The organism is Vreelandella janggokensis (genome assembly GCF_031451615.1).
Taxonomy (GTDB): domain Bacteria; phylum Pseudomonadota; class Gammaproteobacteria; order Pseudomonadales; family Halomonadaceae; genus Vreelandella; species Vreelandella janggokensis.
The window spans coordinates 1-24,708 of the sequence record NZ_JARWAJ010000001.1; the positions used below are offsets into that span (position 1 = coordinate 1).

Here is a 24,708-nt window from a genome sequence, read left to right on the forward strand (position 1 = left end):
CCTGATCCCTTGCCGAACTCAGCAGTGAAACCGCTTCGCGCCGATGGTAGTGTGGGGTCTCCCCATGCGAGAGTAGGTCATCGTCAGGCACCTATACCGCAGAAAACCCAGCCAATCGGCTGGGTTTTTTGTTTGTATGTGCCATTTATTGGCGTGATTTATGTGTAGCACCTAATATGAAACGGCGTTTAACTGTTTAACTACCGTGATAGAAGGAGCATGGTGATGGATAAAGGATTCAAAGCTATTGGTGTGGCGCTTTTATTAGCATTTCTCGCCGTCGGTCTGACCGCCTGTGGCGATGATCAAGGCCCTGCAGAAGAGGCGGGCGAAAATATTGATGAAACCATGGAAGAAGCTGGCGATGAAATTGAAGAGGCCGGTGACGAAATGGAAGAGGCTGCTGAAGAGTAAGCGGCTGTAATGCAGTGACAAAAAAAGCCCCACGGTCGACCGTGGGGCTTTTTGCTTGGTTAACGCTGGGTATTAACGCCATTCGACCCGATCAAAGATGCGAATCGCTTCGGGATTGTTTTCTCCCAGAATGCTGATATTTACATCATCCTTTTTGAAGTTGCCCCATGATTCGAGGACAGGGTCACGCTTGACGTTATTCACGACGGGAAATTCATTGTTACCCGACGCGAAGATTTCCTGAGCCGTATCGGATGCCAGGAACTCAAGGAATGCCACCGCGTTTTCGCGGTTAGGAGCACCCTCAACAACACCGGCACCGCCGACATTGACGTGAGCGCCTCGATCATCTTGATTGGGGAAGATGATACCGACGTTGCGTGCAGCCTCGCGATCCGCTTCATCGTCCGATTTCAGCAGGCGAACGTAATAATAGTGGTTGGCGACGGCTAGATCGCACTCGCCGCTGGCGGCGCCAAGGATCTGATCTGTATCACCGCCTTCTGGGTCACGTGCCATGTTATCGACAACGCCTTGAGCCCACTCTTCAGCGCCTTCCTCACCGTGATGCTCAATCATCGAAGCGAGCAAGGACTGGTTGTAGATGTTGTTGGACGAACGAATGCAGATGCTATACCCCAGGTCGTCGCTAGCAAGGTCTTCGTAACGCGTGATGTCACCGGGATCCACGTTCTCACGGTTATAGAAGATCGCCCGTGCACGCTGGCTAAATCCGAACCACAGCCCTTCAGGGTGACGCATGGATTCAGGTAGGCGTTCAGCTAGCACATCGGATTCGATTCCCTGGAAAATCCCCTCCTGTTCAGCGCGCCACAGCCTGCCAGCATCAACCGTCATCATGATGTCGGCAGGGCTGGCAACACCTTCGCGCTGGATGCGTTCGATCAACTGATCGGAATCACCTTCCAGGATATTGACTTCAATACCCGTTTCTTCTGTGAAAGCATCGTAAAGTCGCTCGTCAGAATCGTAGTGACGAGCAGAGTAGATATTAAGCTCATCCGCCAGTGCATGGCTTGCGAAGGCAGAGCTGGCGAGAGCAAACGCGATAGGTGCGGCGAAACGTGCAGTTTTCATCGGCGATAATCCTTATATTGCTAATGATAATAAGTTGTATTATTAACTTGATTATTACAGCTTTTTGCAGCGTTAACGTCAAGATGACTTACCGTTGAAGGGTGCATATAGGATAAATAGAAAATAGAATGTTAATTACTTTCAAACGTATTATATGGTTGTCTGTTGGTCAGGCAACCGGGAATAGAACGGTGATGCAATGACAGCAACAATGAAGGCGGCGCAAAAAGCGCTTAATGAAACGGCGCTAGCGATGCATCAGGTGCAACACGCTTTTGACCAGAATACCGTTGTAAAGGGTGTGGATCTTACCGTGGCGCCGGGAGAAGTGGTCTGCCTGCTGGGCCCTTCCGGCTGTGGCAAGACCACCTTGCTGCGAATAGCAGCGGGCTTGGAAATGCTGCAAGAAGGCAGCGTCAGCCTGCAAGATGAACAAATTGCCGCGCCGGGACTGCGTCACGTGCCGCCAGAAAAGCGTAACGTGGGGCTGGCATTCCAGGACTCGGCGCTATTCCCTCATCTGTCCGTGCTGGAAAATGTCACCTTTGGCCTGAAGCACTTGTCGGCCAGTGCCAGGCGTGAGCGTGCCGAGGAGCTGTTATCTCAGCTGGGGATGGCGAACTATGCGTCAACCTATCCGCATATGCTGTCGGGCGGTCAGCAGCAGCGTGTGGCGCTTGCCCGGGCGTTGGCGCCTGAGCCGAGGCTGATGCTGTTGGATGAGCCTTTTTCAAGCCTGGATGCGAGGCTGAGGGATCGGATACGGGACGATACGCTACACGTTTTAAAAAAGGTCGGAGCTGCGACCTTACTGGTTACCCATGACCCTGAAGAAGCCATGTTCATGGCGGATCGTATTGCACTGATGCGCGATGGGCGTATTGTACAAACAGGCACGCCGAGAGAGCTCTACTGTTCACCCAAGGATCCATTCGTGGTGACGTTTTTTGGTGAGGTCAATGAGATCGAAGGCGTGGTTGAAGAAGGGCACGTTACAACGCCTGTGGGGTGGGTGCCGGCTGAAGGCATTGCTGATGGGACGGCCGTGCAAGTGATGATTCGCCCGGAAGCCTTGCGTGTCATCGAGCGCGATCTGCCGGCTAATTCCCATGCACATAGTCATATCGTGATGGCGAAGTTACTCGGCCGCAGTAGTCTGTTGCATCTTTGTGCCCATGCAGACGACGGCCAGGAAGCCCACTTGCATGCCAGGGTTCCCGGGGTTTTTCTGCCTGCTGAAGGCCAACCGATCGATATTCATTTGGATTTGTCTCAGGTATTCGTGTTTCCTCACGCGTCTGAGGACAGTTAACGACATTCTTGGCGGTTACGGCTATGCCCCAGGGCGTGAACGACGCATGGCCATACTCAGCAGTATCACCGGCAGAATGCCGACCATCACGATCGCCAATGATGAAGTGGAGGCTTCAGCCAGGCGCTCATCAGATGCCAGGTTATGCGCTCTGACGGCAAGCGTATCGAAATTGAACGGCCGCAGTATGATCGTCGCGGGAAGTTCTTTCATGACATCGACAAATACCAGAATGCCCGCCGCAAGCAAGCTGCTGCGCATCAAGGGCGTGTGCACGTAGCGCAAAGTGCCGCCCGCCGTTTGCCCCAGGGTTCGAGAGGCCGCATCCATGCTGGGAGTGACCTTGCCGAGACTGGCTTCTACGGCATTGAAGGAAACGGCTAGAAAGCGCACGACGTAGGCGTAGAGCAGAATAAAGGCCGAGCCGCTGAAGATCAGGCCAATGATCTGGCCGTTATACGCCTGCAAGCCCGTATTGATGATGTTATCCAGCCAGGCAAAGGGGATCAGAATCCCTACTGCCACTACCGAACCGGGAATGGCATAGCCCATCGCCGAAATACGTGTTGTAAAGCGCGCAAGCGCTGTGTCGTGTACCCGAACGCCATAGCTAAGCAGTACCGCCGTACCGACGGCGATGATGGCCGCTAGCGCCGACAGGCTTAGACTATTCCACGCAAAGCCGAGAAAGCGCGATCCCCACAGAGAATCGCCTTGCGTCAGCGCCAAATCGAGCAGAATGCCGCTGGGCAGTAGAAATCCGACAATGATCGGAATGGCGCATGCCCCAGTGGCGGCGGCTGCCCGCCACCCATGAAGCGCATATTCAGGCAATTGCTGATACCGGTTTGTGGTGTGGAAGTAGCGCCGCTTGCCGCGGGACCAGCGCTCAAGTAACACCAGTACAATCACAAAACTTAGCAGGCAGGCAGCCAACTGGGCGGCGGCGACTGGCTCGCCCATGCCAAACCAGGTTCGATATATGCCCGTCGTGAAAGTATCGACCCCAAAAAACTGGACCGCGCCAAACTCATTGAGGGTCTCCATCAGTACTAATGATACGCCGCCTACCAGCGCCGGGCGTGCTAGCGGAACCGCAATGCTGAAAAACAGGCGCCAGGGGCCGCGACCCAGAGTACGGCCAACGTCGAGAACGCAGACCGACTGCTCTAGAAAGGAAGCCCGGGCCAGTAGGTAAACATAGGGATAAAGCACCATGGTGATAAGGGTGGCAGCACCGCCTAGCGAGCGAACGTCAGGGAAAAAATAATCGCCGTGTTCCCAGCCGAACATGTCACGCAGGGCGCTCTGAAAGGGCCCGGCAAATTGTAGGAAGTCGGTATAGGCGTAGGCGATGACATAGGTAGGCACAGCCAGGGGAAGAAGTAATGCCCACTCGAATAACCGCTTGCCCGGAAAGCGGCACATGACGACCAGCCAGGCGCTTCCCGTGCCGATGATCAGGGTGCCGACTCCCACCCAGACGACAAGCCAGAAGGTATTGTTCAGGTAGCGCGGTAGCACGGTACTGGCGAGGTGTTGCCATACGCCATCGGTGGGCAGTGCAATATGTGCAAATACCACGATGACAGGCAGCGCCACCACTAACGCGACGCCGATGAGTACTGCCGACCAGAGGTTCAGTTTTCGCTGAGGGCTGGGCCGCTGTGCGGCTGACTCACCAGAAGTGGAGCGGGACACGAGAAGACTCCTTGCAAAAGCAAACGGATATCGCAGCGACATAGGGTGCGCACGGCGAGGAATAGTACCATCGGCCGTCGACAGCTGCAGCCACTTGGCTTCTTGTGACGTGCTGTTAAAAAAAAGCCCGGCTTTATGCCGGGCTGAACGACTTGAAGGATGATGAAGATCAACCGACCAATAAGCTGGGTAAGCCGGTAATCAGGACGGGGAAGAAAGCCATCAGTGCGCACGCGAAGAGAATGAGCGCCACAAACGGAATAACCGCTTTGTAGAGGTCAACAATCTCTACCCCAGGCGGTGCCACCCCTTTGAGATAAAACAGGGCATAGCCGAATGGGGGGGTAAGGAAGGAGGTCTGGAGCACAACGGCGACCATTACCACAAACCACAGCACATCGATGCCCATCGTCTCGACAATCGGTAGCATGATGGGGAAGCTGAGTAGCACGATTCCTGTCCAGTCCAGGAACATTCCCAGGATGAATACCAGAAAGAGCATCAGCAGCAGAGCGCCGAACGTACCACCTGGCATGGACAGGACGACCTCGCTGATAACCTCCATACCGCCACCAATCGAAAACACGCCGGTAAACGCCGTGGCGCCTACCAGTACCAGCATTACCATGGTGGTGGTTTTGCCCGCTTCGATCATCGTGCTGTAGCAGGTGGAGAGTTTGCGGTCGCCGAAAATCATGAACAGGATGAAGGCGATGAAAACCCCGATGGCGGACGCTTCGGTGGCCGTTGCAATACCGGTAAACAGAGCCCCCAATACGCCCAAAATCAATGACATCGGCGGAACGACATACTTCGCAAGCATGACCATAAGCTGCCGAGTACTGACTTCGGCGCGTTCCGCTGCTGGCACCTTCGGGCCATATGAGGGTTTTACATAGCAGATAATCAACACGTAAAGCGCATACATGACGCCGAGTAGCAGGCCGGGTACCAGCGCCCCGGCAAATAGCGCACCCACCGATACGGGGGAATAGCTCGCCATCAGGATCAACATGATGCTGGGCGGAATCAATATCCCCAGGCAGCCGCTGGCCATGATGACACCGGCACTCAGTTCTTTGTTGTAGCCATACTTGAGCATCGGTACCAGGGCAATCATACCCATCACGGCAATGGAAGCACCGACAATACCTGTTGTGGCAGCGAGCAACACCGAGACCACGACCACCGTCAGGGCTAACCCGCCGCGCAGGTTGGCGAGTAATAAACGCATGACATCGAACATTTTCTCGGTCACGCCTGAGTCGTTCAAAAACCGCGCCATCAGGATAAACAGCGGAATGGCGACGAGGACGTAGTTATCCATGGCGTTGCCATAGACGTTATTGATAATAATGCCAAGGGTGTTGGCGCCCGGGCCCAAAAAGGCACCAATGACGGCCACGCCCCCCAGCACAAACGCTAACGGATGCCCCATGAACAGGCCGACTAACAGGCCGCCAAACATCACCAGAGTCAGTAATTCTGCACTCATGCGTGGTTCTCCTCACGCAGTTGGATAATAGCGCGCAGCACGATGGCAATGGCCTGCAGCAATATCAAAACCGCTGCCAGGACAATCACGCCTTTTACAGGATAAACCGGCAGGGCCACCATGCCGTAAGTGGTCTCGCCACGGCTAATGGAGCGCTCGAAGAAGGCCCAGCCTTGGGTTAACAGCAGCCAGATAAATGGTACAAAAAAGATGGCGTAGCCGGCGAGTTCCAGTGCTGCCTGTTTTTTTCGGGATAAAAGGCGTTTTAATACGTCGACTTCCACGTGAGCATGGTGACGAAGTCCATAGGCGGCCATCAGCATAAAATGGGCGCCGAAGAGCATTTTTGTCACGTCAAAGGCCCAGTCGCTTGGGCGTCCAAGGAAAAAACGCATCGCGATGTCATACAGCACAATCAGTGTGATAACCGCGATAAGAGGCGCAACAATTCGCCCAAAGAGCTCATTGAACCTGTCAATGGCTTTTGCGATCGCATGCATGGGACATCTCCCGCTTCTAAAGTATAGGCACTTGACGTAAAACCGCCCCGACGGTGGCATCGGGGCGGCTATCGACAATCAATTACATGCAGGCTTCGATTTCTTCGAGCGATGGCAGGTTGTCGATGGAGCGGCTCATGTTGAACGGCACGGTGATGTCACGCCAGTTCGCGTAGTGTTCCATATAGCTGATCATGGAGTGATAAACTTTTGCATGCATCGGGTCTTCACATGCGCCGCGCAGAATCACTTCGTTAGTCGCATCTTGGATGGTGGCAAGGTCTTCGGCCGAAAGGGTGCTGATTTCGACGCCATCTTCCTGGAATTTCACTGTTGCCTCGGTGGATTGGCGCTCTGACCATGCCAGTGACCACGCCATTGTCGCGTCGGCAGCAATTTTCAGCGTCTCCTGGGTTTCCTCGGAAAGCTCATCCCACGCATCTTTGTTGATCATTACACCAAAGACACTGGCCGATTGGTGCCAGCCAGGTGTCGACCAGTAATCGGCTACTTCAGAGAAGCCAGCGTTATAGTCGACGCCTGGTGTCGAGAATTCACCCGCATCGATCACGCCGCGCTCGATCGCCTGGTAAACTTCACCACCGGCCAGCGTGACCTGTGAGCCACCCAGCTCTTCAAGGACGCGGCCCTGATCGCGGCCTGACAGGCGCAGGCGCTTGCCTTCAAGATCGGCGATACTTTCGATGGGCGTGTTGCCCATGAAGCCGGATTCGTTATTGGTGATCCCGTAAGGCAGATACACCATGTTGTAGTTGCCATATACTTCTTGATAGAGGTCCCAGCCACCCCACTGCTGAATCCAGTTGAGGTAGTCAACGCCGTTGAACAGGCTGGTGGTTGTGGCTAGCGGCGAAAACGCCGGGCTGCGGCCTGCCCAGTAGCCTGGCCAGTCGCCCGAGGCCTGGATGGCGCCGGTTTCGGTGGCGTCAAACACCTCGGTGCCCGGCATCAGCGTGCCGCCGGCGCGGAAGTTGATCTGCAGCTCGTCGCCCGCCAACTGGTTGACCAACTCGACCCAATGCTGATCAATTTTAATTAGATCCAGGTTGTCTGGCCATGTCGTGGTCATGGTCCACTCTTGCTGGGCATGAGCGGTCGAAGAGATGGCTGCTAATGCAACACCAGCAGCGAGGCTTGTGATGGCAAACTTGGCAGTTTTTTTCATGTTGGATCCTGTTGGTCGCCGTTAGATTTATTAGGGGATTTGGATGCAGTTCGTGCAGTTGGCATGCATTACGTTTACGTAAAGGAATGAATTACCCTGCATGCTTAAATTAGCACATTCTGGCCGTTGCAATGCAACATCCGTGCTGTGCTAGGTTGATGGCTGGCAAGCAGGGTGAAGATGTTTTTTATTTATATATAAATCATGTGGTTAGTTTGTTGTTGGATTGTTCGGGCAACAGGGTCTAAGTGTGAAAAACGTTGAAAGGGTCTCGGTGATGCAACCAAAGTTGTAAGCTGTCTATCCCGTCGAGGAGATGTTATGTCGTCGTTACCAACCGGCGAAGCGGTAGCGTCACGGTCGATCACGCTATTGGTTCAACGGGCAAGACAGTTGGAAAGGCGGCGTTGGCGTCAGCTTGTCTGGCTGCAAGGCGGTGCCAGGCAATGTGAAGCGCTAGCAGTTGCGTTATGGAAGTCGCGGGCATGGCGTTCCCCATTATGGATAGGCAAGGCCGCGCCTGTTCAACCCGCAATGAAAGCCAATCAGGCCCCTAATCGGCTCGGTGCCGAGCATCAACTGGTGGTGGTCAATGCCCATGATCACGCAGGTGGCTTCAATCCTGATGCGCTAGGCGCCATTGGCGGGACCCTGACAGTGGGTGGGCTGCTGGTGTTGATCACGCCCACCGACTGGGGCCGGGAGCCCGACCCGGACTACGCGCGCATCGCTGACTCCCCTTGGCAGTGGAACGACCTGACAGCGCGCTACCTGGCACGGTTGGCCGCTCAGTTGAAAACGTCAGAACAGATCATCCGCTGGTTACCCGGAGCGCTGCCTCGACTGGGGCGTCTTGTGGCCACGCCGCCTATAATGCAAAAGCCCGAGGATACCGACTGCATCACGCTGGATCAGGCCACTGCCGTCAGGGCACTGGTTGGTCTCAAACGCAGGCGGCCGCTGGTCATCACCGCCGACCGAGGTCGTGGTAAAAGCGCCGCGCTGGGCATTGCCTGTGTTCGACTGCTACAGCAGCAAAAAACCTCGAGAGTGATTGTCACCGCCCCAAGCCTGGCCGCCGTGGAAGCTGTGTTTGAGCGTGTGGCAGCGCTATGCCCTGATGGCAATCGAACCACCCCAGAGCGATTTATATTCACCAACGGCGCTGAACTTTTGTTCGTTGCGCCCGATGCGCTTGGCGAACACGTGACAGCAGGTAAGCTGGGTGGCGACGGCAGCTACCTGATGGTCGATGAGGCCGCAGCACTGCCGCCAGCGCTGTTAGCACAATGGCTGGCCGCCTTTCCCAGACTTGCGTTTGCCACCACCGTCCACGGCTACGAAGGTTCCGGGCGCGGGTTTGCGCTGCGTTTTCGTCAAGTGCTGAATGTGAAGACACCGGACTGGAAGGCACTCACCCTTGATACACCGGTTCGTTGGCAGGCGGCGGATCCGCTTGAAGAAACGCTCAATCGTTTGTTGCTATTGAACGCGCCGCTGCCCACCGCTAAAGAAGCATTAGCGCTACCCGCTGCTTCCTATGAGGTCCCCAGAGATGAACTTGCCCTGGACGAGGAGGCTCTTGCCCCACTATTTGGTCTGCTGGTGCAGTCTCACTATCGAACGACCCCCAGCGACTTGCGCCAGTTGCTGGATGGCCCCGGTATGCGCCTGCGCGTTATCGGCCATCGGCAGCGGCCGCAGGCGGTGCTGGTCACCCGTGAAGAAGGAGGCTTTGCGGTGGACCTTGCTGATCAGGTGGCGCGCGGAGAACGCCGCCCCCAGGGGCATTTAATGGCTCAATCACTGGCGGCACATTCGGGCTGCCGGGATGCGTTGACAGCGTGTTGGCGGCGGGTGGTTCGCATTGCCTGCCACCCTGACTGGCGTCGTCAGGGGGTGGGGGGCAGGCTGTTGAGCGACGACCGGCAACAAGCCGTCGGTCAGGGCGCCATGCTGTATGGCGCGACCTTTGGGGCCGATGCAGGGCTGCTGCGTTTCTGGCGTGCCGAAGGGTTTAGAACGGTGCGCCTGGGCGTTACTCGTGAACCGTCAAGCGGTGAGTTCGCCATTATGGTGGCAAGCGCCCTGACTCCAGCAGGTGAAAAAGTGCTGGATGCCCTTTCCGGACGATTTATCTCCCAGCTGCCCAACTTGTTGGCATTTGAATTGGCGCGCTTGCCCGCTGAGGTGGTGAGCCTGGTGATTAACGAACTGCCCGAGCAGCCATTGACTGAGGTTGAGTGGCAGGATATCGACGATGTGGCGACAGCACATCGAGCTCCCGCGCTTGCCCGGTCGTCCTTGCAGGCACTGGCCCGCGAAGCGAGTCGCTGGCCGCTGTCGGCAGCGGGTCAATCAGCGCACCAGCAACTGGCCGCCTGGGCGTTCCAGAATCAGCCGCTTGACGATGCGCCGAGCGTGTCTGTGCAAGCGCTACGCGAGGCGGTGCGAACCCTTTGGGCTCAGCAACCGCTTCCCCCCGCTGCCCGGGACCGTTAAAGTAAGCCGGTTATCCATGATAAAGAGTTTCCATGAACGAACATCTTGATGCGCTGACCCCCACACTCGTGTGGCAGCACTTTCGTACGCTGTGTAATACGCCTCGCCCATCCGGCCATGAGGCCCAGCTTGTTGAGTTGCTGGAAGCCTGGGCAGCGACACAAGGCATGGCCCACGACCGTGATGCCTTTGGCAACCTGCGCCTGCGCAAGCCGCCCACCCCGGGTTATGAGCACGTCCCAGGGCTCATCTTGCAGGGTCATCTGGACATGGTGGCTCAAGCCAATGCCGGGCACGCGCATGATTTCCAGCGTGACCCGATCGCGACCTATGTCGCTGACGGCTGGCTGCATGCCGAGGGCACGACCCTCGGGGCTGATAATGGCCTTGGGGTGGCCGCGATTTTAGCGCTGCTTGAAGACCCCGCGCTTACCCATGGCCCTCTGGAAGCCTTGTTTACCCTTGAGGAAGAAACCTCAATGGGCGGTGCCCTGCATCTGGCCGAAAACTGGCTGGAAGGAGAGCGCCTGCTTAACCTCGACAGCGAGGATCATGGCGAGGTGTTTATTGGCTGCGCGGGTGGGGCCGATGTGGTCGTGAATGCCCAACTACCTAGTGCTGCACTCAGGGACGATGAGTGCCTGCTCAGACTGTCGCTGACGGGATTAAAGGGCGGCCATTCGGGGATGGATATTCATAAGCCGCTGGGTAACGCCAACCGCCTGTTGGTACGCGTGCTGCGCTCCCTCGAGCATGTCGATGCCCGGTTACTTAACTATCAGGGTGGCACACTGCGCAATGCGATCCCTCGCGAAGCCTTTGCCGATATCGCCCTGCCCGTTGACGAGCAGCAAGAGGCGCTGGCTATTGTTAGCGAATTGACGCAAACGCTGCAGCGTGAACTGGGCAGTGGTGATGAGGGTATGCGGCTGGTTGCCGAGCCTCTTAGCCCAAGTAGAAATGTTGAACCGCTGACACTGGATGCCAGCACGATGCTGGTGGCCGCGTTGCATGCAGCCCCCTGTGGCGTCGAGCGGATGAGTGCCGATGTGCCCGGTGTGGTTGAAACGTCCAACAACCTGGGGGTGGTGAGCCTCGATAAAGGGCGCTTTCACCTATGTGCACTGGTGCGCTCGCTACACGACAGCGCCGTCACGGCGATGGCGGACCGCTTTAAAGCACTGTTTGAACTGATCGGGGCACGAGTTAACGTCGAGCACGGCTACCCGGGCTGGGTACCCAACCCCAACGGTGATCTGCTCAAGCGCTTTAACGCCTGCCACCAGTCGCTGTTAGGGAAACAGCCAGCAGTCAAGGTAATTCATGCGGGGCTTGAATGCGGTATTCTGGGCAGTAAATACCCACATCTCGATATGTTGTCTTTTGGCCCCACGATTCGCGGTGCGCACTCGCCGGATGAGCGCGTGGAGCTGGCAACGGTGGACGAGTTCTGGCGCTTGCTGAAAACGCTGGTGGAAGACCTGGCGCATAACCCCTGAACCCAAAAACGGCACCCGATGGGTGCCGTTTTCATTCGACGACCGGCTTCTGAAACGCTTATTTACTGAGGTAGGCGTTCAGCATCCAGACGGTTTTTTCCTGCTCGCGAATGTAATCGCTTGCCTGCGATGCGGTGCCTTCATCGTCAGCATCTGACGCGATGGACAGCAACTCACGCTGCAATTCGATCAGCGCTTGATAGCCGCGCAGTACGCCATTGACGCAGGCGGTGCCGTCATGGACGTCTTTGTCTTCCTCGATACGCGAGAGCTTGATGTAGTCACTGTAGGCGTGGACAGGTTTGTGGCCCAGTGTGAGGATACGCTCGGCAACTTCATCCACTTTCGTCAGCAAGTCTGTGTAAAATTCTTCAAACTTGGCGTGCAGCTCGAAAAAGTCGTTACCTTTGACGTTCCAGTGATAGCCACGAACGTTCATATAAAAGATCTGATAGTTGGCGAGCAGGTGATTGAGTTTTTCTGCCAACTGGCTGGCGCTGCCTTCGTGAAGACCGATGCTGTTGGTATCGGACATATCTAGACTCCTTGATGGGCACCGCTGCGCGGCGACAAATGTTGGTGATTAGGTTAAGAGGGCGGACTAGCGTTGCAAAGCAGGTTTTTTGCATTGCCGCCATAGCGCTAGCCCATTACCTATCAATCTATAACCAATAAATGCAGACGAGGCCGTCGTTTTTCAAGGGCGGGCCGACTGCCAAAGCCGAACCAGGTTTTCGCAACCTGCTTCAAGCAGCTCAGCCGTTCTGGGCAATGCGTCGCTTAACGCCATCGGGCCATCCGCAAGCGCAAAGGCGGCGGTCACGCCTTCCTGCAAACAGGCCTGCCAGCCATCGCCCAGACTGCCGGCCAAGACAACCACCGGCACCTGATGCCTCGCGGCCGCTCGCGCAACGCCGATGGGTGTCTTGCCGGAAAGGCTTTGGCCGTCCAGACGTCCCTCTCCGGTAATTACCAGGTCGGCCTGGGCGAGCAAGGTATCAACCCCGGCCTGCTGCATGAGCATGTCGATGCCCGGTTTCAGCGTGGCGCCGAGGAATGCGTGCGCCGCAAAGCCCATGCCGCCCGCCGCACCCGCGCCGGGCAGGTCGCGGTCATCACGGCCCAATGTATCGGCCGCAATGTCGGCGAAATGGCTGAGCGCTTGGTCAAGTTGCTGAACATGAGCGGGTGTCGCGCCTTTCTGTGGTCCGAAGACGGCGCTGGCGCCGTGCTCGCCCAGCAGCGGGTTATCGACATCCACCGCGGCATCAATGGCCAGTTTGCCAAGCCGAGGGTCCAGCTCCTCTAACGATAGCGCCGCAAGGTCGGCAAGCGCTGCTCCGCCTGGGGGCAGCGCTTGTCCTTGGCCATCGAGCAGGCGAGCCCCCAGTGCCTGGAGCATGCCAGCACCCCCATCGTTGGTCGCGCTACCGCCTAATAGCAGTAGCGCCTTCTCTGCACCGTGGTCCAGTGCTGCGAGAAACAGCTGGCCCACGCCATAGGTAGACGTATAACGCGCATCGCGCTCGTTCTGGGTAAGTGGTTGCAGGCCACTGGCTTCTGCCAGTTCAATAAACGCGGTACGCTGCTCGGCAAGCCAGCCCCAATAGGCCTGGCGCGGGCGGCCCAGAGCATCCAGCACCGTTTGTTGACGACGCTCGGCCCCGGTTGCCGCGATCAGGGCATCGAGGCTGCCTTCGCCACCGTCAGCCAATGGGCAGATCAGCGGATGCAGGTCAGGGTCCGCCCTTGCGGCGCCCCGGGCCATGGCATGTGCCGCTTCTTCTGCGCTGAGTGCGTCTTTAAAACTATCAGGGCAAAACAGGATATGCATGGGCACCCTTTTCAATGATCATGGTCTGTAGAATGAGCTTAGCGCGCCATGCCGAAGCAAACCAGCACCATCCGTCAACCCAAGGAGTGGTTATGAAGTGGATGCCGTTCAGTTTCATATGCCTGCTCGCCCTTGGCGGCTGTCAGGCGGTACCGTCATCGCTGCCCAATGCGGACCCCCTGCCTTCCCCGGCGTGCTACTTTCCAAGCGAGGCGCCTTCAACCTTGACTGCCAGTGTCGATGTGCTGACTGAATGGGGCTTCAGTCTGGACGCAAGCGATACCCGGTTAGGTTTTTTAAGCGCCAGTCGAGAGCGTGAGCTACATGGTGCGTCAGACCTTTACGCCTCGCCGCATTTCAGCTCACGAATGTCGCTGAGCGTGTTCGGCGGGATGGGCGTTGGCAGCCGGTCGCATTTGGGAGTTGGTTTGGGTGGTGGGTTTGGCCAGTTGCCCACCGAAGTAGAACGGGTATCGCTGCTTTGGGATAACCATCACGTGCGAGTGTCACGCGATATCCGCCGGTTTGATCAGTATGGCAGTTTGCGCACGGGGCGTAGCGCCAGTACCGACGATTTTTGCGCGCGATTCCAAACTGCCCTGGACGCGTATACGGCCACAGGAGACAGCGCACCATGAGAGTGATTCATTGGGCCGCGGCTGGCTTGCTGGTAATGCTCAGCGGCTGCGCGACGACACCGCCGCCGGAGCCACGCGAACTGGTCTATCAGGCCCCGGCTGAAGACACCTTTCGCGCGGCAGTTAGCCTGATGATCGAGCAAGGCTATGTCCTGCGCCACGCCGATTTATCGCTTGGGCGTGCCGAAGGCGTGTTGGCACGCTGGCCAGGTTACCGGCTAGTGCTCGAGGTGAGTGAGGTAGGCAGAGACAGCCATGTGAGCGTTTCGGCGTGGCGTGGTGGGCAGTCGTTACCGCCGAACCGTCTGGATCCATGGTTGGTGGCGCTCCAAAGCCGCCTGGGGTTGGTACCATGACGTATTTGCTCCGCTGGCTGGCACCCCGCTGGGTCGGCTTTATAGGTGCGTTGAGCCTGTTGGCAAGCGCGAGTGCCATGGCGCATCCCCACGGATGGATAGATATCAGCGTCCGTGTGCTCACCGATGACCAGGGACGGGTAACGGGCCTGCACCAAACCTGGCAAATGGATCCGTTCTATAGCCTGGTGGTATTCGACGAGCTGCAACGTGTCGATGGGGCGACGCTCGACGAGGGGCTTGATCAGTTAGGTGGCGAAATACGCAACAATCTTGCCAGCCAAGGCTACTTTACCGAAGCGCGGATAGACGGTGAGCGCCTGCCGTTTAAAGAGGTTAGCGAATACACCGCCATGCGACGCGATAATCGACTGACGTTTATTTTTATCCTGCCGTTCGCATCCACGCCAGCATTAAGCGGCAGCACGCTCACGTATCAAGTGTATGACCCGACCTATTACCTTGAGGTGGTGCATAAAGCGGAAGGTGACGAGCCAAGCGACAATGCCCTTGTGCTGCGTGATATGCCCGAGTGCGAGCTCACCATCATGCCCGCTGACCCGGATCCCGAGAAGATCATGGAAGCGTCACGCCTGGATGCCGATGAAAGCGGCGAGCCGGGGTTAGGGCGCTATTTTGCTGAAACGGGTCAGGTGGTGTGTCCATGATGTCTCGGCGTTTACCTTTAGGGTTGCTATGCCTTTTAGCCCTGGGAGTTGCCGTCGCCAGCCTTGTCGTGTGGCAGGGCGGGTTAGCGTCAATGAGTTACACCTTGCTCGGCTGGCAGCGTGAGTTGCACCGGGACCTTACCCTTGCGCTGACGGCGCTTTCCGAGCAGTCAGCGGTGGCAACCTGGGCAACACTGCTGGGGGTAAGTTTTGGCTACGGCGTGTTTCATGCCGCCGGGCCAGGGCATGGTAAGGCGGTGCTGGCAACATTCCTGATGTCTCACGGTGGTGCCGTGGGGCGTGCCCTGGGGCTTTCGTTTGCCGCAGCGCTGCTCCAGGGGCTAACGGCCATCGTGTTGGTGGCCATCCTGGTCTACGGCCTCGGCTGGGTAACGCGCCAGGCGATGGGCAGCGTCGTATGGGTGGAATACGCCAGTTTTCTTCTGGTGGCGACCCTGGGGGTATGGCTTTGCTGGCGGGCTGTCGGCCAACTGCGCCGAGCCTATGCTGTGAACGACCACGACCACGACCACGACCACGACCACGACCACGACCACGACCACGACCACGACCATGCATGCTGCGGGGGGCACCATATTGGCCCGCAGCAATCGCTTGATTGGCGCACCGCGCTGATGACCGTCGGTGCGATTGGCATGCGCCCGTGCAGCGGGGCGGTGCTGATGCTAGGCGCAGCAGGCTTGTTGGGTCAGTTTGCGGTGGGGGTGGCCGCTGTTGCCGCCATGTCGTTGGGCACTGGGCTCACCGTATCGATGCTTGCGCTGGCCAGTGTTGTGGCGCGAGGCTGGGCGCAGCGTCGTCTGGCGCGTCAGGGGGCAGCTCACCACCGCGTTCAGCGGGCAGCGGGTTGGGTGGCCCTTGCGGGGGGCATCGTGATTGTCACGCTGGGCGTTTCGCTCTGGGCGGCCGGTGTCGCACAGCCGGTGGGGGACCCGGTGTTAGGCGAGCCGCCGTCTCGGTCAGGCAACCCGCTCACCGGTGGTTAGCGTAAGTCCAGCGTTTCAATCAGCGCCGAAAGACGTGCTTGCATGGTTTGCTGTTTGTTGGGCGTGTATGGCTCGGCCCTGCCATACCCCCAAACGGGCGCTGGCCAGGCCTCGTCGTCGTGGTGGCGAATCACTACATGCACATGCAATTGGCTGACCACGTTACCCAGCGTGGCGATATTGAGCTTGTCGCCGTTAAAGGCGGTCTTCATCACCTGGCCCAACTGGCCTGCCTCCCGCCAGAGCTGTTGCTGGTCGTCGGTCGTCAGTTCAAACACCTCGCTCAGCGCAGCACGCCTGGGCACCAGTACTACCCAGGGATAGCGCGCGTCGAGCATTAACAAAGCGCGGCAGAGCGGCAAGTCTGACAGTAGCAGCGTATCCTTGGCCAGGCGCTCATCAAGTGCAAAGGTTGTCATTACGGTGATCCTCATCGGGTAGTAAAAGGTATGGCTTTCAAAGTAGGCGCCATACTGAAAAGGCTGTTACCCTGAAAGTGCTTTTGGCTCATACGTATTGAGTTGAAGTATCCCGATAGTGATTGAATTTGTTAAGGAGAACACTCATGAAAAAACTACTGGCAATGAGCTTTATTCTTTTAATGTCGGCAGGCGTACTGGCGGGCTGCAATACCCTCAGTGGCGCAGGCCAGGATATAGAAGAGGGCGGTGAAGCCGTTCAGGACGCGGCAAGCTAAGCAAAGTGGTACCTGGCGGACCGACGTTTAGCGTCGGTCCGCTGCGTTATAAACGCATTTTTCATGTAACAGGAGTCTCAAGGATGATGTGTTGGCGAGGTTGGCAGCTTAGTGTTTTAACACTTTTATCTCTCTTCTTGGCGGCCTGTGCCCAGACCCCCGGCGCGGGTGATGATGTCCCGAGTGCGCCCCCGCCGCCGCAGGTTGGTAGCGCTCACACCACCGATGATGAAAGGACAGCCTGCCGTCTGGAAGATATTCAATTTGCCTTGGGAGCGCCGATAGATGGCACCTCAAGCGACGCGCTGGCGCAACAAAGCGGTGCTCAACAAGTTCGCGTGTTGCGGCCAGGGGAGGCTGCCACCCTGGACCATCGCCCGGGGCGGCTGAATATCCACCTCGACGATAATGACGTGATCGAAAAGCTAAGCTGCGGTTAGCCCGCATTGATCCTTCAGTGTCATCGGTTTTTTGTCTGTCAGCTAGTCGTAGCGGTCCTTCCAGCGCTGGCGGTTGACCTGTTCTTTGAGTAATTCCAGGACGTCGTACACCACCTGTTCGGTGACCCGGTCACTGCCTTCGTCTGGGGTCAGCCAGCTATCAAAGCCATTTTCCGCCGCGCCTTCAACGAGCCGTTGAAACTCGGGGGAGTGAATCGACAGGGCGACTTCATCCACCAGCCGTTGGGCAACGCCGCTTAACGATGCTTCCATGGCGCTGGTGGCAGTCTCTCCCATGGGCAGGCGGCGTAGTCGCTGGATTTCGGGACTTTCACGCAGCGTACGGCTGACCAACTCGCTGATCGCCGCCATGATGGCGTGTCGGTTGTGCTGGTAGGCAGTGCCCACAGACGTCTCAAGCCGCTGGGCAATTTCCTGGATGAGTTGCTGTTTGCGAGGCATGACGACACGGTCTATGACCTGTTCGGTCAATGAGTCGCTTGAGCGTATTTGCTGTTGAACATTCCCAAGCAACCGCAGGGCGATACGGTCGGAGAGCTCTTCCAGCAAGATATCGTAATACTTGCCGAAGAACTTATAGATCCACCAACCCTCGACGTTGATAAGACGCAGGCGGTGCAGCCGGTAAAGCAGCGAGATAACCCGCAGAATGCGCAACCAGCGCAGCCCGCTCAGCGGGATGCAACCAAGGACGTCGTACCAGTGTACAAAGGGGTAGAAAAACCAGCGGTGGTAACGGCGCTCGGCAATCGCCACGGCCCAGCCCAGCAACACGTCAGCGATAAAAATGCTGACAAAAAACAGGTCGATGGTAATGAAGCGGCTATGAATGGTGGTCGCGTAGGCGCCATGAAAGCTCGGCGATATCGCCTCTATCGTCTGGTTGATCGGAGCAAGTAAAAATAGTGAATCGAACAACAACAAACCGAGGTTGATCACCACGGCCGCAAGAATGAAAAAGTCCCAGCCAATGTGTGCGTACTCAACGCCCTTGGGAAGATGGGGATAGCGCTCCCTGGCAGGCATGGCAGCTCCTTTGGCTTAGTTGGCGGGCGTCGGCAAGACGGATCAAGTCGGCGTTTGTGATTGATGCTGCTGTTGGGCCAGCTGTTCTTGATGCTCGGCTTGTTTGCGCATTTTTTTGCGCAGGGCGGCTTTCTCAAAGCGTAGCTGCTGCAATGGCGTTGCCAAGGCAAGTGGCGGAACTTTAGCGGGTTTTCCGTCGGCGTCTACCGCCACCATACTGAGATAGCAGCTATTGGTATGGCGGATCAGTTTATTGCGGATATCTTCCGCCACCACCTTGATGCCAATTTCCATCGACGAACGCCCTACGTGATTGACGCTGGCCAAAAAGGTGACCAGTTCACCAACGTGAATGGGTTGCTTGAAAAGCACCTGATCGACCGACAGGGTGACTACGTAATGGCCGGAATAGCGGCTGGCGCAGGCGTAGGCAACCTCGTCGAGTTTTTTGAGAATCGCACCACCGTGAACTTTGCCACTGAAATTCGCCATGTCAGGCGTCATTAAGACAGTCATGGACAATTCATGCTGACCGGGCAGGGCGGTCATAGGGGTATCCGACATGGGCTCTACTCGTCTCTTGAGATCAATGTAAAGCGCCTGCCTTCATGGCAGGCGCAGACGCATTGCCTGAGCTTAAAACCAGACAAGGCCAACCGAGATGATGGCACCGGTAATAAACAGCTGAACCAGGCAAAAGCCCATAATATCCTTGGCTTTCAGGCCCGCAATCGCCAGAACCGGCAAGGCCCAGAATGGCTGCAGGAGGTTGGTCCAGGCATCACCCCAGGCAACCGCCATGGCAATGCGTGAAATGTCCGCCCCCAGGGCTTCCGCCGCGGGCAGCATGACCGGTGCCTGAACAGCCCACTGACCACCGCCTGAAGGCACAAACAGGTTGACGATCCCCGCGCTGATGAACGACCAGAAGGGTAGTGACGTTTCAGTGGCAAACGAGATCAGCCATTCGGACATGCTCTGTGCCAGGCCGGACTCGACCATGATGGCCATAATGCCGGCATAGAAGGGGAACTGGATGACAATGCCAGCGCCACCTTTAATGGCTTCGTGCAGGCTGTTGAGCAGGTTGCGCGGTGTGCGGTGAAGAACAATCGCCAGAAACAGGAAAAGAAAGTTCACCACGTTGAGGTTCAAGCCGCCCCCGCGCAGCAGGAAATGATCGGCCAGGAACAACAGTCCTGGAATACCTACCAGCCAGGCCAATGAGGTGCTGTTTTCCAGCTTTTCAGCCGGGCGGGTAATACGGCCTTTGGTCTCTGGCTCATCGTCCAGCAGCTTGGTGTCTACATAGACGCTGTCTTTTTCGTCCGGCAGCATCAGCCGGTTGACCAGCGGAATGGAGATGAACAGGCACGCCACAATGGCCAGGTTAAAGAACGCAAATACCGTTGAGCCGGTGCCGATAATGCCGATATCGTCAGCGGCAAAGTGGCCCTCGGTGGCAATGGTGAGCGGAATTGAACCCGCCAGCCCACCGTGCCAGACCACAAAGCCGGAGTAGGCGCTGGCGACCAGTAGTCGGTAATCGACACGCACCAGGCGAGCCAGTTCCTTGGCAAACAGCGCGCCTACCACCAGGCCGAAGCCCCAGTTAATCCAGCTTGCTGTAAGCGATACCAGGGTGACCAGAATAATCGCGCCACCGGGGCTTTTCGCCGTACTGGCGAGGCGTTGCAGTAGTCGTTTGACCGGGGGAGAGCTGGCCAGCATGAAGCCGGTGACCAGTACCAGCAGCATCTGCATGGAGAAGGTCAATAAGCCCCAGAAGCCGTCGCCCCAGAAACGCAGGACAGCCAGTGGCGTCTGACGCTCGATGGCAATCGCCGCGACAGCGGCAATCAGGGTCAGCAGCAGTACAAAGATGTATGGATCGGGAAGATAGCGTTCGACCATCTTCACCGCCGGTTTGGATATCATTTTCAACATGGCAGGCTCACTTTTTCATTATTAGGAAGTGCACCGCTAATATACTGGGCAACGACCGTTTTTTCATCCTCACAGGCAGGTTTGACAAGTGCTTGATCAACGCCAGCGAGTAAGACGGTAGTGACGGTAATAGCCTATCAAGACAGCCGAGCGTACACAGGTAAATGCCATGAAGGCGAGCCACAGACCATGGTTGCCAAGTTCTTGGGTTAGCCACCAGGTAGGCAGGTAGGCCGCCAGGCCGATAAAGATGCTGTTGCGCATGGCCGCGATGGATGTCGTGCCGATAAACACGCCGTCCAGCAGGTAGCTCCACACGGCGATCAGTGGCATCACGACCATCCAGGGTAAGTAAGTGGCGGCAGTGGCGCGAACTGCTTCAAGACCGGTGAGCATGGCAATCAACCCATTGCCGCCCACAGCGAACACGAGTGCGGCGCCGGCGGCAGTCCACCAGGAAAATCGCGCCGCCGCCCGCACCGTGTCGGCAAACGCTGGCCAGTCATCACGGCCAACGGCACGCCCCACCAGCGATTCCGCTGCGTGGGCAAAGCCGTCAAGGGCATAGCTGGTAAGCATGATGAACTGCAGGAGTACGGCATTGGCGGCGAGGATGGTGTCGCCCTGGCGTGCACCCTGGGCAGTGAAAAATGCCATGGCAAACAAAAGTCCGAGTGTGCGTATAAAAAGATTGGCGTTGACGTTAAACAACGCCGCATAGGCAGAAAGAACCCCCAGACGGCTACGCAGAAACGTCCCTTCGAGCTTGCCTAGCTGACGCAAGACGAGAAAACCGCCGAATGCCAGGGCGGAATAGTCGGCGATCACGCTGGCCCACGCCACGCCATCGCTGGTGAGGCCCAGGCCCATCACGAACCACACATCAAGGACGATATTCACGCTGTTGGTAAGCACCAGGATCATCAGCGTGACGCGAGCGTTCTGCTGGCCGAGGAACCAGCCCAGAATGGTGTAATTGGCCAAAACCGCCGGGGCCGACCATAGACGTATTTCAGCGTAGCTTCTCGCAAGGGCTGTGGCGGCCTCGCTACCATCGAGCAGCCATAGTCCCAGGGCAATAATCGGCGATGCGAAGGCAATCAATAAACTGCCGATAACGACGGCCATGATCAGCGATTGGCCAAGCAGGTTGCGCACATCGCTGTCGCTTTCTCGGCCGACTGCCTGGGCGACTAGCCCCGTAGTGCCCATACGTAGAAAGCCAAACCCCCAATACAGGAAGCTGAACAGGGTGGCACCCAGGGTAACGGCAGCCAGGTAGCGGGAGTCAGGCAGGTGGCCGACCACGGCTGTATCCACCAGCCCAAGCAGCGGCACCGTGATGTTGGAGATGATGATGGGCCAGGCTAGCTGCCATATACGCACCTGATTAGCCTAGGCAGCCGTGATAAGACGGTACTTGTGCATCAGTTGGTCGTGCGTTTCGGGGCGTTCCGGGTCAAGTGGAATGCAGTCGACCGGGCAAACCTGTTGGCACTGGGGTTCGTCAAAGTGACCCACGCATTCGGTGCACAGATTGGGATCGATTACATAGATTTCTTCGCCAGGCGAGATGGCGTCGTTGGGGCATTCGGGTTCACAGACGTCGCAGTTAATGCACTCGTCGGTAATCATCAGGGCCATGGGTATACCTCACGGATGGCGTTCACACTCGGGTAATGCGATTACCCGAGTGTTTTGCTCAACATTAGCGTCTTAGCCATTGTAGTGCTTACGCAACGTCTCTGCGACCTTGGGATGGACCAGCGGTGATACATCGCCGCCAAGCTTGGCAATTTCCCGCACCATCGTGGAGGAGATATAGGAGTTTTCCACTGCTGGCGTGAGGAAAACGCTCTCAAGCTCCGGGTTCTGGGCGCGGTTCATGTTGGCGAGCTGAAGCTCGTACTCAAAGTCGGAGACGGCACGCAGTCCGCGCAGAATAATCGTTGCGCCCTGTTCGTGCATCATGCTGGTGAGCAGATTGGAAAAGCCGATGACGCCCACATTGGGTAACCCTGCACAGACCTCCTGAGCCAACTCGATGCGGGTGGCTAAATCCAGGGTTGGGTGTTTGCCGGGACTGGCGGCGATCGCAATTACCACCTTGTCGAACATGCGGGCGCCGCGCTCGATTAAATCGTAATGGCCGTGAGTGATGGGGTCGAAGGTGCCCGGGTAGACGGCGATATTGACGCGCTGATCCGTCATGACGTTGGCTCCTCATCATCCAGGCGGCCGAAGGGGTTATCGCTTTCCAGCGATACCGCGTGGTCATATCCGGGAATATGGATGCGATCCGCCCGAATATCCAGTTCGGGTCCTTCAAGTACCGCTTCACCAAACTGATAGCGGGGTGCGTAATGGCCTTGGTCGGCATGCTCCAGATAGGCGGCGGCATTCTCACGAACGCTTTCGCGGCGTGTTTTCCAAGCCTGGATGGCAGCGGCGCCATGGCGCTGCGTTAACAGGCGTTCGGTCACCGCAGGAGACAGCACAACGCCGGTTGCGTTATTACCGCCGAATCCCTTGGCGTTGATGAGGGCGGCATCGGCGTTAAACGGCTGGGCAACTGACGAGAAGCGCAGGCGGTTGGCGTAAACATCGTCAGCCACGGCGTCCAGGGTGGGAATGCCGGGCAGTAATTGGTGGGCAAAGCTGCCCAGTGCGCTGACCAGTTGATCGCCGGCCGCGCTACCCTGGGAGTGGCCGATAAAGGCTTTGACCGCCACCACCGGCCAGTCGTCGATGCCGTTGGCGCGGGCGATCTCATCAAAGACGTGGGATTCGGTAAGGCGGTTTTTGGGTGTGCTGGTGCCATGAGCGTGCAGGAAGCTGCGTGACCTCAAGGCGTTGTCGCCCAGCATGTTGCGGATCAACGATGCTGACTTGCCAAGCGTAATATAGTTGCCAATACCGGGAGCTGAAATAGACCGTTTGTAGCCGTCGGCGTTGACGAATACCTCCGGCACGGCGCCTAGAATATCGGCGCCGACTTCAAGGGCCAAGGCATCGTCCATCAACAGCACAAACTGGCTGGCCTCGGCCATGGTAAAACCACAGTTGCGCGCAAAGGGGCGGCAGGCACGTTGGTAATCTGCATCGGTCAACAGCTCCAGCGTGTCGAGCGCCTTGAGGCTGGCATCATCGGCCAGGGCGCCCATGGCCCGGAAGCCTTCGATAATCTCGGGGGTGATCGGCGCATCGGCGGTGCCGACCATCACCACACGGCGTCGCCCGGCACGAATATCGTCGATACCCAGTCGCAGGTTGTAGAGAAAGCTCGCGCAGGCACCCAGCGCGGCGCCGGTGCCCCCAACGCTGCCCAGCACGTAGGCGTTCAAGAAGTCGGCGGGCATCTGGCCATAGCCTAACGGCATCTGCTTAGAGGTGGCGCGCTGTCCGCTGACCAGGCTCTTCAGCAGTCCTCCCCAGCCCAGTTCGTCTAGCTGACCGATCGAATTACCTGCATAAACGGCAATATGGTCCGGGTTCAACTGCTGGCGAAGGTGTTCCCACGAAAGGCCGCTGGCGCCCAGGCAATCACTGGCCCCAAACACTGACATCGCCAAGCCGCGAGGGTGATGTACGCTGCGGTAAAGGCTGGCGGGGTCGAAGCCGGTAGGCAATTGAGCCGCCGCGCGCACCTTTGGGGGCTGCGCATCGGGGAGCAGGGCATTCATCTCACCTGCGGGCACGCAGACTTCAACCGTACGCAGGTCGATATCCTGAACCTGCCAGCTGTAGGGTAGCTGTTCAGGCAGCTGTCGACGGCGCAGCCGAAAACGCAGCGGCTCAGCGAGTTGCATGCTCACATGGCGATTGGCTGGGAGCCCAGGCTCGCTGAAACGCGGGTCTTCATTGCGGCGAATCAGCGTGTGGTTCAGAACGTATTCGCGTAACGTATCAGCCGGGGCCTTGATGGGCTGTCCTGCGCTGTCGTGCCACCCCTGGGGAGACGGCGAAGCCAGGCGCATCAGTGCCGCCAGCCCCTCTATTGTCTGGCGTTGCTGGTCAGCAGAGAGGGCATCAAGCACGGTCCGGCGGAAGGCCTGATGGCCCGAGGTTCTGCCAGCGGGATTGATGCCGCCCATGCCGACAATCACCGGTAAGTGTGACAAGCCGGGTTCCTCGTGGTGCGGTGGTTTAAATAACAGTTATCGGCAATGCGTCACTGACAGTAACACCTGTTGCTTATAAGCAAAGAGTCTTACCCGCCGCTTTGCACTTAATAAATATGACAAAATGCGTATTGCTGCCAGTGATCATATCACCGGGCGAGCAGCGGCGTCATGCCGCAACCATGCTGGACTGGTAGAATCGCATTATTTACGCGATTTATTGTGCGCTGGTGCCCGGGTGCGGGT

The 24,708-nt window shown here is 57.6% G+C and carries 25 protein-coding genes and 1 rRNA gene; 11 read left to right on the top strand and 15 right to left on the bottom strand.

From position 1 onward, the window contains the following. Positions 1-89 (top strand): 5S ribosomal RNA (rrf, locus tag QC816_RS00005); the annotation flags it as partial. Between the two features lie 136 nt (positions 90-225). Beyond that, entirely contained in the window at positions 226-414 is a 189-nt protein-coding gene (locus QC816_RS00010; RefSeq protein WP_085917018.1) for a hypothetical protein, read from the top strand. A 72-nt stretch (positions 415-486) separates the two neighbouring features. Here the strand turns inward: QC816_RS00010 and QC816_RS00015 are convergent, their stop codons facing one another. After that, the gene (locus QC816_RS00015) at positions 487-1,512 is read right to left on the bottom strand and encodes a Fe(3+) ABC transporter substrate-binding protein (RefSeq protein WP_085917019.1); all 1,026 of its coding nucleotides are present in this window, start codon (positions 1,510-1,512) and stop codon (positions 487-489) included. A gap of 199 nt (positions 1,513-1,711) precedes the next feature. Here QC816_RS00015 and QC816_RS00020 point away from each other — a divergent pair, with 199 nt between their 5' ends. After that, entirely contained in the window at positions 1,712-2,824 is a 1,113-nt protein-coding gene (locus tag QC816_RS00020) for an ABC transporter ATP-binding protein (RefSeq protein WP_085917020.1), read from the top strand. A 21-nt stretch (positions 2,825-2,845) separates the two neighbouring features. On the opposite strand, the gene QC816_RS00025 is transcribed toward QC816_RS00020, so the two are convergent. The 4 genes from QC816_RS00025 to dctP all read right to left on the bottom strand — a co-directional run bounded on the left by QC816_RS00025 (position 2,846) and on the right by dctP (position 7,706). Then, the gene (locus QC816_RS00025) at positions 2,846-4,468 is read right to left on the bottom strand and encodes an ABC transporter permease (RefSeq protein WP_233337435.1); all 1,623 of its coding nucleotides are present in this window, start codon (positions 4,466-4,468) and stop codon (positions 2,846-2,848) included. A gap of 226 nt (positions 4,469-4,694) precedes the next feature. After that, on the bottom strand, positions 4,695-6,020 hold the full coding sequence (locus QC816_RS00030; protein WP_085917022.1) for a TRAP transporter large permease: 1,326 nt from the start codon (positions 6,018-6,020) through the stop codon (positions 4,695-4,697). Beyond that, on the bottom strand, positions 6,017-6,520 hold the full coding sequence (locus QC816_RS00035) for a TRAP transporter small permease subunit (RefSeq protein ID WP_085917023.1): 504 nt from the start codon (positions 6,518-6,520) through the stop codon (positions 6,017-6,019). The genes QC816_RS00030 and QC816_RS00035 overlap by 4 nt, the downstream gene beginning before the upstream one ends. 82 nt (positions 6,521-6,602) lie before the next feature. Continuing rightward, positions 6,603-7,706 (bottom strand): TRAP transporter substrate-binding protein DctP, encoded by a 1,104-nt coding sequence (gene dctP / locus QC816_RS00040; RefSeq protein ID WP_066318211.1) that lies wholly within the window; start codon positions 7,704-7,706, stop codon positions 6,603-6,605. A 321-nt stretch (positions 7,707-8,027) separates the two neighbouring features. Between dctP and QC816_RS00045 the strand changes: the two genes are divergently transcribed. After that, entirely contained in the window at positions 8,028-10,208 is a 2,181-nt protein-coding gene (locus QC816_RS00045) for a tRNA(Met) cytidine acetyltransferase TmcA (protein WP_264823653.1), read from the top strand. Between the two features lie 32 nt (positions 10,209-10,240). Next, a complete protein-coding gene (locus QC816_RS00050; RefSeq protein ID WP_264823652.1) occupies positions 10,241-11,707 on the top strand; it encodes an aminoacyl-histidine dipeptidase in 1,467 nt (488 codons plus the stop codon). Positions 11,708-11,765: 58 nt separating this feature from the next. Here QC816_RS00050 and QC816_RS00055 read toward each other — a convergent pair whose 3' ends face one another. Further along, positions 11,766-12,242 carry a Dps family protein gene (locus tag QC816_RS00055; RefSeq protein ID WP_085917026.1) on the bottom strand — a complete coding sequence of 159 codons (477 nt, stop codon included), beginning with the start codon at positions 12,240-12,242 and terminating at the stop codon, positions 11,766-11,768. 162 nt (positions 12,243-12,404) lie between these two features. Further along, positions 12,405-13,541 carry a glycerate kinase gene (locus QC816_RS00060; RefSeq protein WP_264823651.1) on the bottom strand — a complete coding sequence of 379 codons (1,137 nt, stop codon included), beginning with the start codon at positions 13,539-13,541 and terminating at the stop codon, positions 12,405-12,407. A gap of 92 nt (positions 13,542-13,633) precedes the next feature. Between QC816_RS00060 and QC816_RS00065 the strand changes: the two genes are divergently transcribed. Genes QC816_RS00065 through QC816_RS00080 form a run of 4 tightly spaced genes read left to right on the top strand, consistent with a single transcriptional unit; the run spans position 13,634 to position 16,210 of the window. Beyond that, positions 13,634-14,179, top strand: coding sequence for a hypothetical protein (locus QC816_RS00065; RefSeq protein ID WP_199283992.1), 546 nt, complete (start codon positions 13,634-13,636; stop codon positions 14,177-14,179). Beyond that, on the top strand, positions 14,176-14,535 hold the full coding sequence (locus QC816_RS00070; RefSeq protein WP_264823650.1) for a hypothetical protein: 360 nt from the start codon (positions 14,176-14,178) through the stop codon (positions 14,533-14,535). Before QC816_RS00065 ends, QC816_RS00070 begins: the two co-directional genes overlap by 4 nt. Next, complete coding sequence (locus QC816_RS00075) at positions 14,532-15,203, top strand: DUF1007 family protein (RefSeq protein ID WP_309780530.1); 672 nt, start codon at positions 14,532-14,534, stop codon at positions 15,201-15,203. Before QC816_RS00070 ends, QC816_RS00075 begins: the two co-directional genes overlap by 4 nt. Further along, positions 15,200-16,210, top strand: coding sequence for a nickel/cobalt transporter (locus tag QC816_RS00080; protein ID WP_422823713.1), 1,011 nt, complete (start codon positions 15,200-15,202; stop codon positions 16,208-16,210). The genes QC816_RS00075 and QC816_RS00080 overlap by 4 nt, the downstream gene beginning before the upstream one ends. On the opposite strand, the gene QC816_RS00085 is transcribed toward QC816_RS00080, so the two are convergent. Continuing rightward, positions 16,207-16,629: an HIT domain-containing protein gene (locus tag QC816_RS00085; protein WP_199283988.1), complete on the bottom strand. Its 423-nt coding sequence runs from the start codon at positions 16,627-16,629 to the stop codon at positions 16,207-16,209. The two genes, QC816_RS00080 and QC816_RS00085, sit on opposite strands and share 4 nt — an antisense overlap. A 146-nt stretch (positions 16,630-16,775) precedes the next feature. Between QC816_RS00085 and QC816_RS00090 the strand changes: the two genes are divergently transcribed. Further along, positions 16,776-16,907, top strand: a complete 132-nt coding sequence (locus tag QC816_RS00090; RefSeq protein ID WP_085917033.1) for an entericidin A/B family lipoprotein — start codon at positions 16,776-16,778, stop codon at positions 16,905-16,907. Between the two features lie 83 nt (positions 16,908-16,990). After that, positions 16,991-17,347, top strand: coding sequence for an I78 family peptidase inhibitor (locus QC816_RS00095; protein WP_264823648.1), 357 nt, complete (start codon positions 16,991-16,993; stop codon positions 17,345-17,347). Between the two features lie 42 nt (positions 17,348-17,389). On the opposite strand, the gene QC816_RS00100 is transcribed toward QC816_RS00095, so the two are convergent. From QC816_RS00100 to QC816_RS00130, 7 genes are all read right to left on the bottom strand, one after another. Further along, positions 17,390-18,394: a hypothetical protein gene (locus QC816_RS00100; protein ID WP_085917035.1), complete on the bottom strand. Its 1,005-nt coding sequence runs from the start codon at positions 18,392-18,394 to the stop codon at positions 17,390-17,392. A 42-nt stretch (positions 18,395-18,436) separates the two neighbouring features. Further along, positions 18,437-18,958, bottom strand: a complete 522-nt coding sequence (locus QC816_RS00105; protein ID WP_199283987.1) for an acyl-CoA thioesterase — start codon at positions 18,956-18,958, stop codon at positions 18,437-18,439. A 72-nt stretch (positions 18,959-19,030) separates the two neighbouring features. Then, on the bottom strand, positions 19,031-20,341 hold the full coding sequence (locus QC816_RS00110) for a short-chain fatty acid transporter (protein ID WP_085917037.1): 1,311 nt from the start codon (positions 20,339-20,341) through the stop codon (positions 19,031-19,033). Between the two features lie 96 nt (positions 20,342-20,437). Next, complete coding sequence (locus QC816_RS00115; protein ID WP_085917038.1) at positions 20,438-21,727, bottom strand: MATE family efflux transporter; 1,290 nt, start codon at positions 21,725-21,727, stop codon at positions 20,438-20,440. Positions 21,728-21,736: 9 nt separating this feature from the next. Continuing rightward, positions 21,737-21,985 (bottom strand): YfhL family 4Fe-4S dicluster ferredoxin, encoded by a 249-nt coding sequence (locus QC816_RS00120; RefSeq protein ID WP_085917039.1) that lies wholly within the window; start codon positions 21,983-21,985, stop codon positions 21,737-21,739. A 72-nt stretch (positions 21,986-22,057) separates the two neighbouring features. Further along, on the bottom strand, positions 22,058-22,552 hold the full coding sequence (gene coaD / locus QC816_RS00125) for a pantetheine-phosphate adenylyltransferase (protein ID WP_085917040.1): 495 nt from the start codon (positions 22,550-22,552) through the stop codon (positions 22,058-22,060). Then, a complete protein-coding gene (locus tag QC816_RS00130) occupies positions 22,549-24,435 on the bottom strand; it encodes a beta-ketoacyl synthase (RefSeq protein ID WP_264823683.1) in 1,887 nt (628 codons plus the stop codon). The genes coaD and QC816_RS00130 overlap by 4 nt, the downstream gene beginning before the upstream one ends. Positions 24,436-24,708 lie beyond the last annotated feature (273 nt).

Coding starts and splice junctions, on each gene's coding strand:
- QC816_RS00010 (WP_085917018.1), top strand. CDS start 226: ATGGATAAAGGATTCAAAGCTATTGGTGTGGCGCTTTTATTAGCATTT.
- QC816_RS00015 (WP_085917019.1), bottom strand. CDS start 1,512: ATGAAAACTGCACGTTTCGCCGCACCTATCGCGTTTGCTCTCGCCAGC.
- QC816_RS00020 (WP_085917020.1), top strand. CDS start 1,712: ATGACAGCAACAATGAAGGCGGCGCAAAAAGCGCTTAATGAAACGGCG.
- QC816_RS00030 (WP_085917022.1), bottom strand. CDS start 6,020: ATGAGTGCAGAATTACTGACTCTGGTGATGTTTGGCGGCCTGTTAGTC.
- QC816_RS00035 (WP_085917023.1), bottom strand. CDS start 6,520: ATGCATGCGATCGCAAAAGCCATTGACAGGTTCAATGAGCTCTTTGGG.
- dctP (WP_066318211.1), bottom strand. CDS start 7,706: ATGAAAAAAACTGCCAAGTTTGCCATCACAAGCCTCGCTGCTGGTGTT.
- QC816_RS00045 (WP_264823653.1), top strand. CDS start 8,028: ATGTCGTCGTTACCAACCGGCGAAGCGGTAGCGTCACGGTCGATCACG.
- QC816_RS00050 (WP_264823652.1), top strand. CDS start 10,241: ATGAACGAACATCTTGATGCGCTGACCCCCACACTCGTGTGGCAGCAC.
- QC816_RS00055 (WP_085917026.1), bottom strand. CDS start 12,242: ATGTCCGATACCAACAGCATCGGTCTTCACGAAGGCAGCGCCAGCCAG.
- QC816_RS00060 (WP_264823651.1), bottom strand. CDS start 13,541: ATGCATATCCTGTTTTGCCCTGATAGTTTTAAAGACGCACTCAGCGCA.
- QC816_RS00065 (WP_199283992.1), top strand. CDS start 13,634: ATGAAGTGGATGCCGTTCAGTTTCATATGCCTGCTCGCCCTTGGCGGC.
- QC816_RS00070 (WP_264823650.1), top strand. CDS start 14,176: ATGAGAGTGATTCATTGGGCCGCGGCTGGCTTGCTGGTAATGCTCAGC.
- QC816_RS00075 (WP_309780530.1), top strand. CDS start 14,532: ATGACGTATTTGCTCCGCTGGCTGGCACCCCGCTGGGTCGGCTTTATA.
- QC816_RS00080 (WP_422823713.1), top strand. CDS start 15,200: ATGATGTCTCGGCGTTTACCTTTAGGGTTGCTATGCCTTTTAGCCCTG.
- QC816_RS00085 (WP_199283988.1), bottom strand. CDS start 16,629: ATGACAACCTTTGCACTTGATGAGCGCCTGGCCAAGGATACGCTGCTA.
- QC816_RS00090 (WP_085917033.1), top strand. CDS start 16,776: ATGAAAAAACTACTGGCAATGAGCTTTATTCTTTTAATGTCGGCAGGC.
- QC816_RS00095 (WP_264823648.1), top strand. CDS start 16,991: ATGATGTGTTGGCGAGGTTGGCAGCTTAGTGTTTTAACACTTTTATCT.
- QC816_RS00100 (WP_085917035.1), bottom strand. CDS start 18,394: ATGCCTGCCAGGGAGCGCTATCCCCATCTTCCCAAGGGCGTTGAGTAC.
- QC816_RS00105 (WP_199283987.1), bottom strand. CDS start 18,958: ATGTCGGATACCCCTATGACCGCCCTGCCCGGTCAGCATGAATTGTCC.
- QC816_RS00110 (WP_085917037.1), bottom strand. CDS start 20,341: ATGTTGAAAATGATATCCAAACCGGCGGTGAAGATGGTCGAACGCTAT.
- QC816_RS00120 (WP_085917039.1), bottom strand. CDS start 21,985: ATGGCCCTGATGATTACCGACGAGTGCATTAACTGCGACGTCTGTGAA.
- coaD (WP_085917040.1), bottom strand. CDS start 22,552: ATGACGGATCAGCGCGTCAATATCGCCGTCTACCCGGGCACCTTCGAC.
- QC816_RS00130 (WP_264823683.1), bottom strand. CDS start 24,435: ATGGGCGGCATCAATCCCGCTGGCAGAACCTCGGGCCATCAGGCCTTC.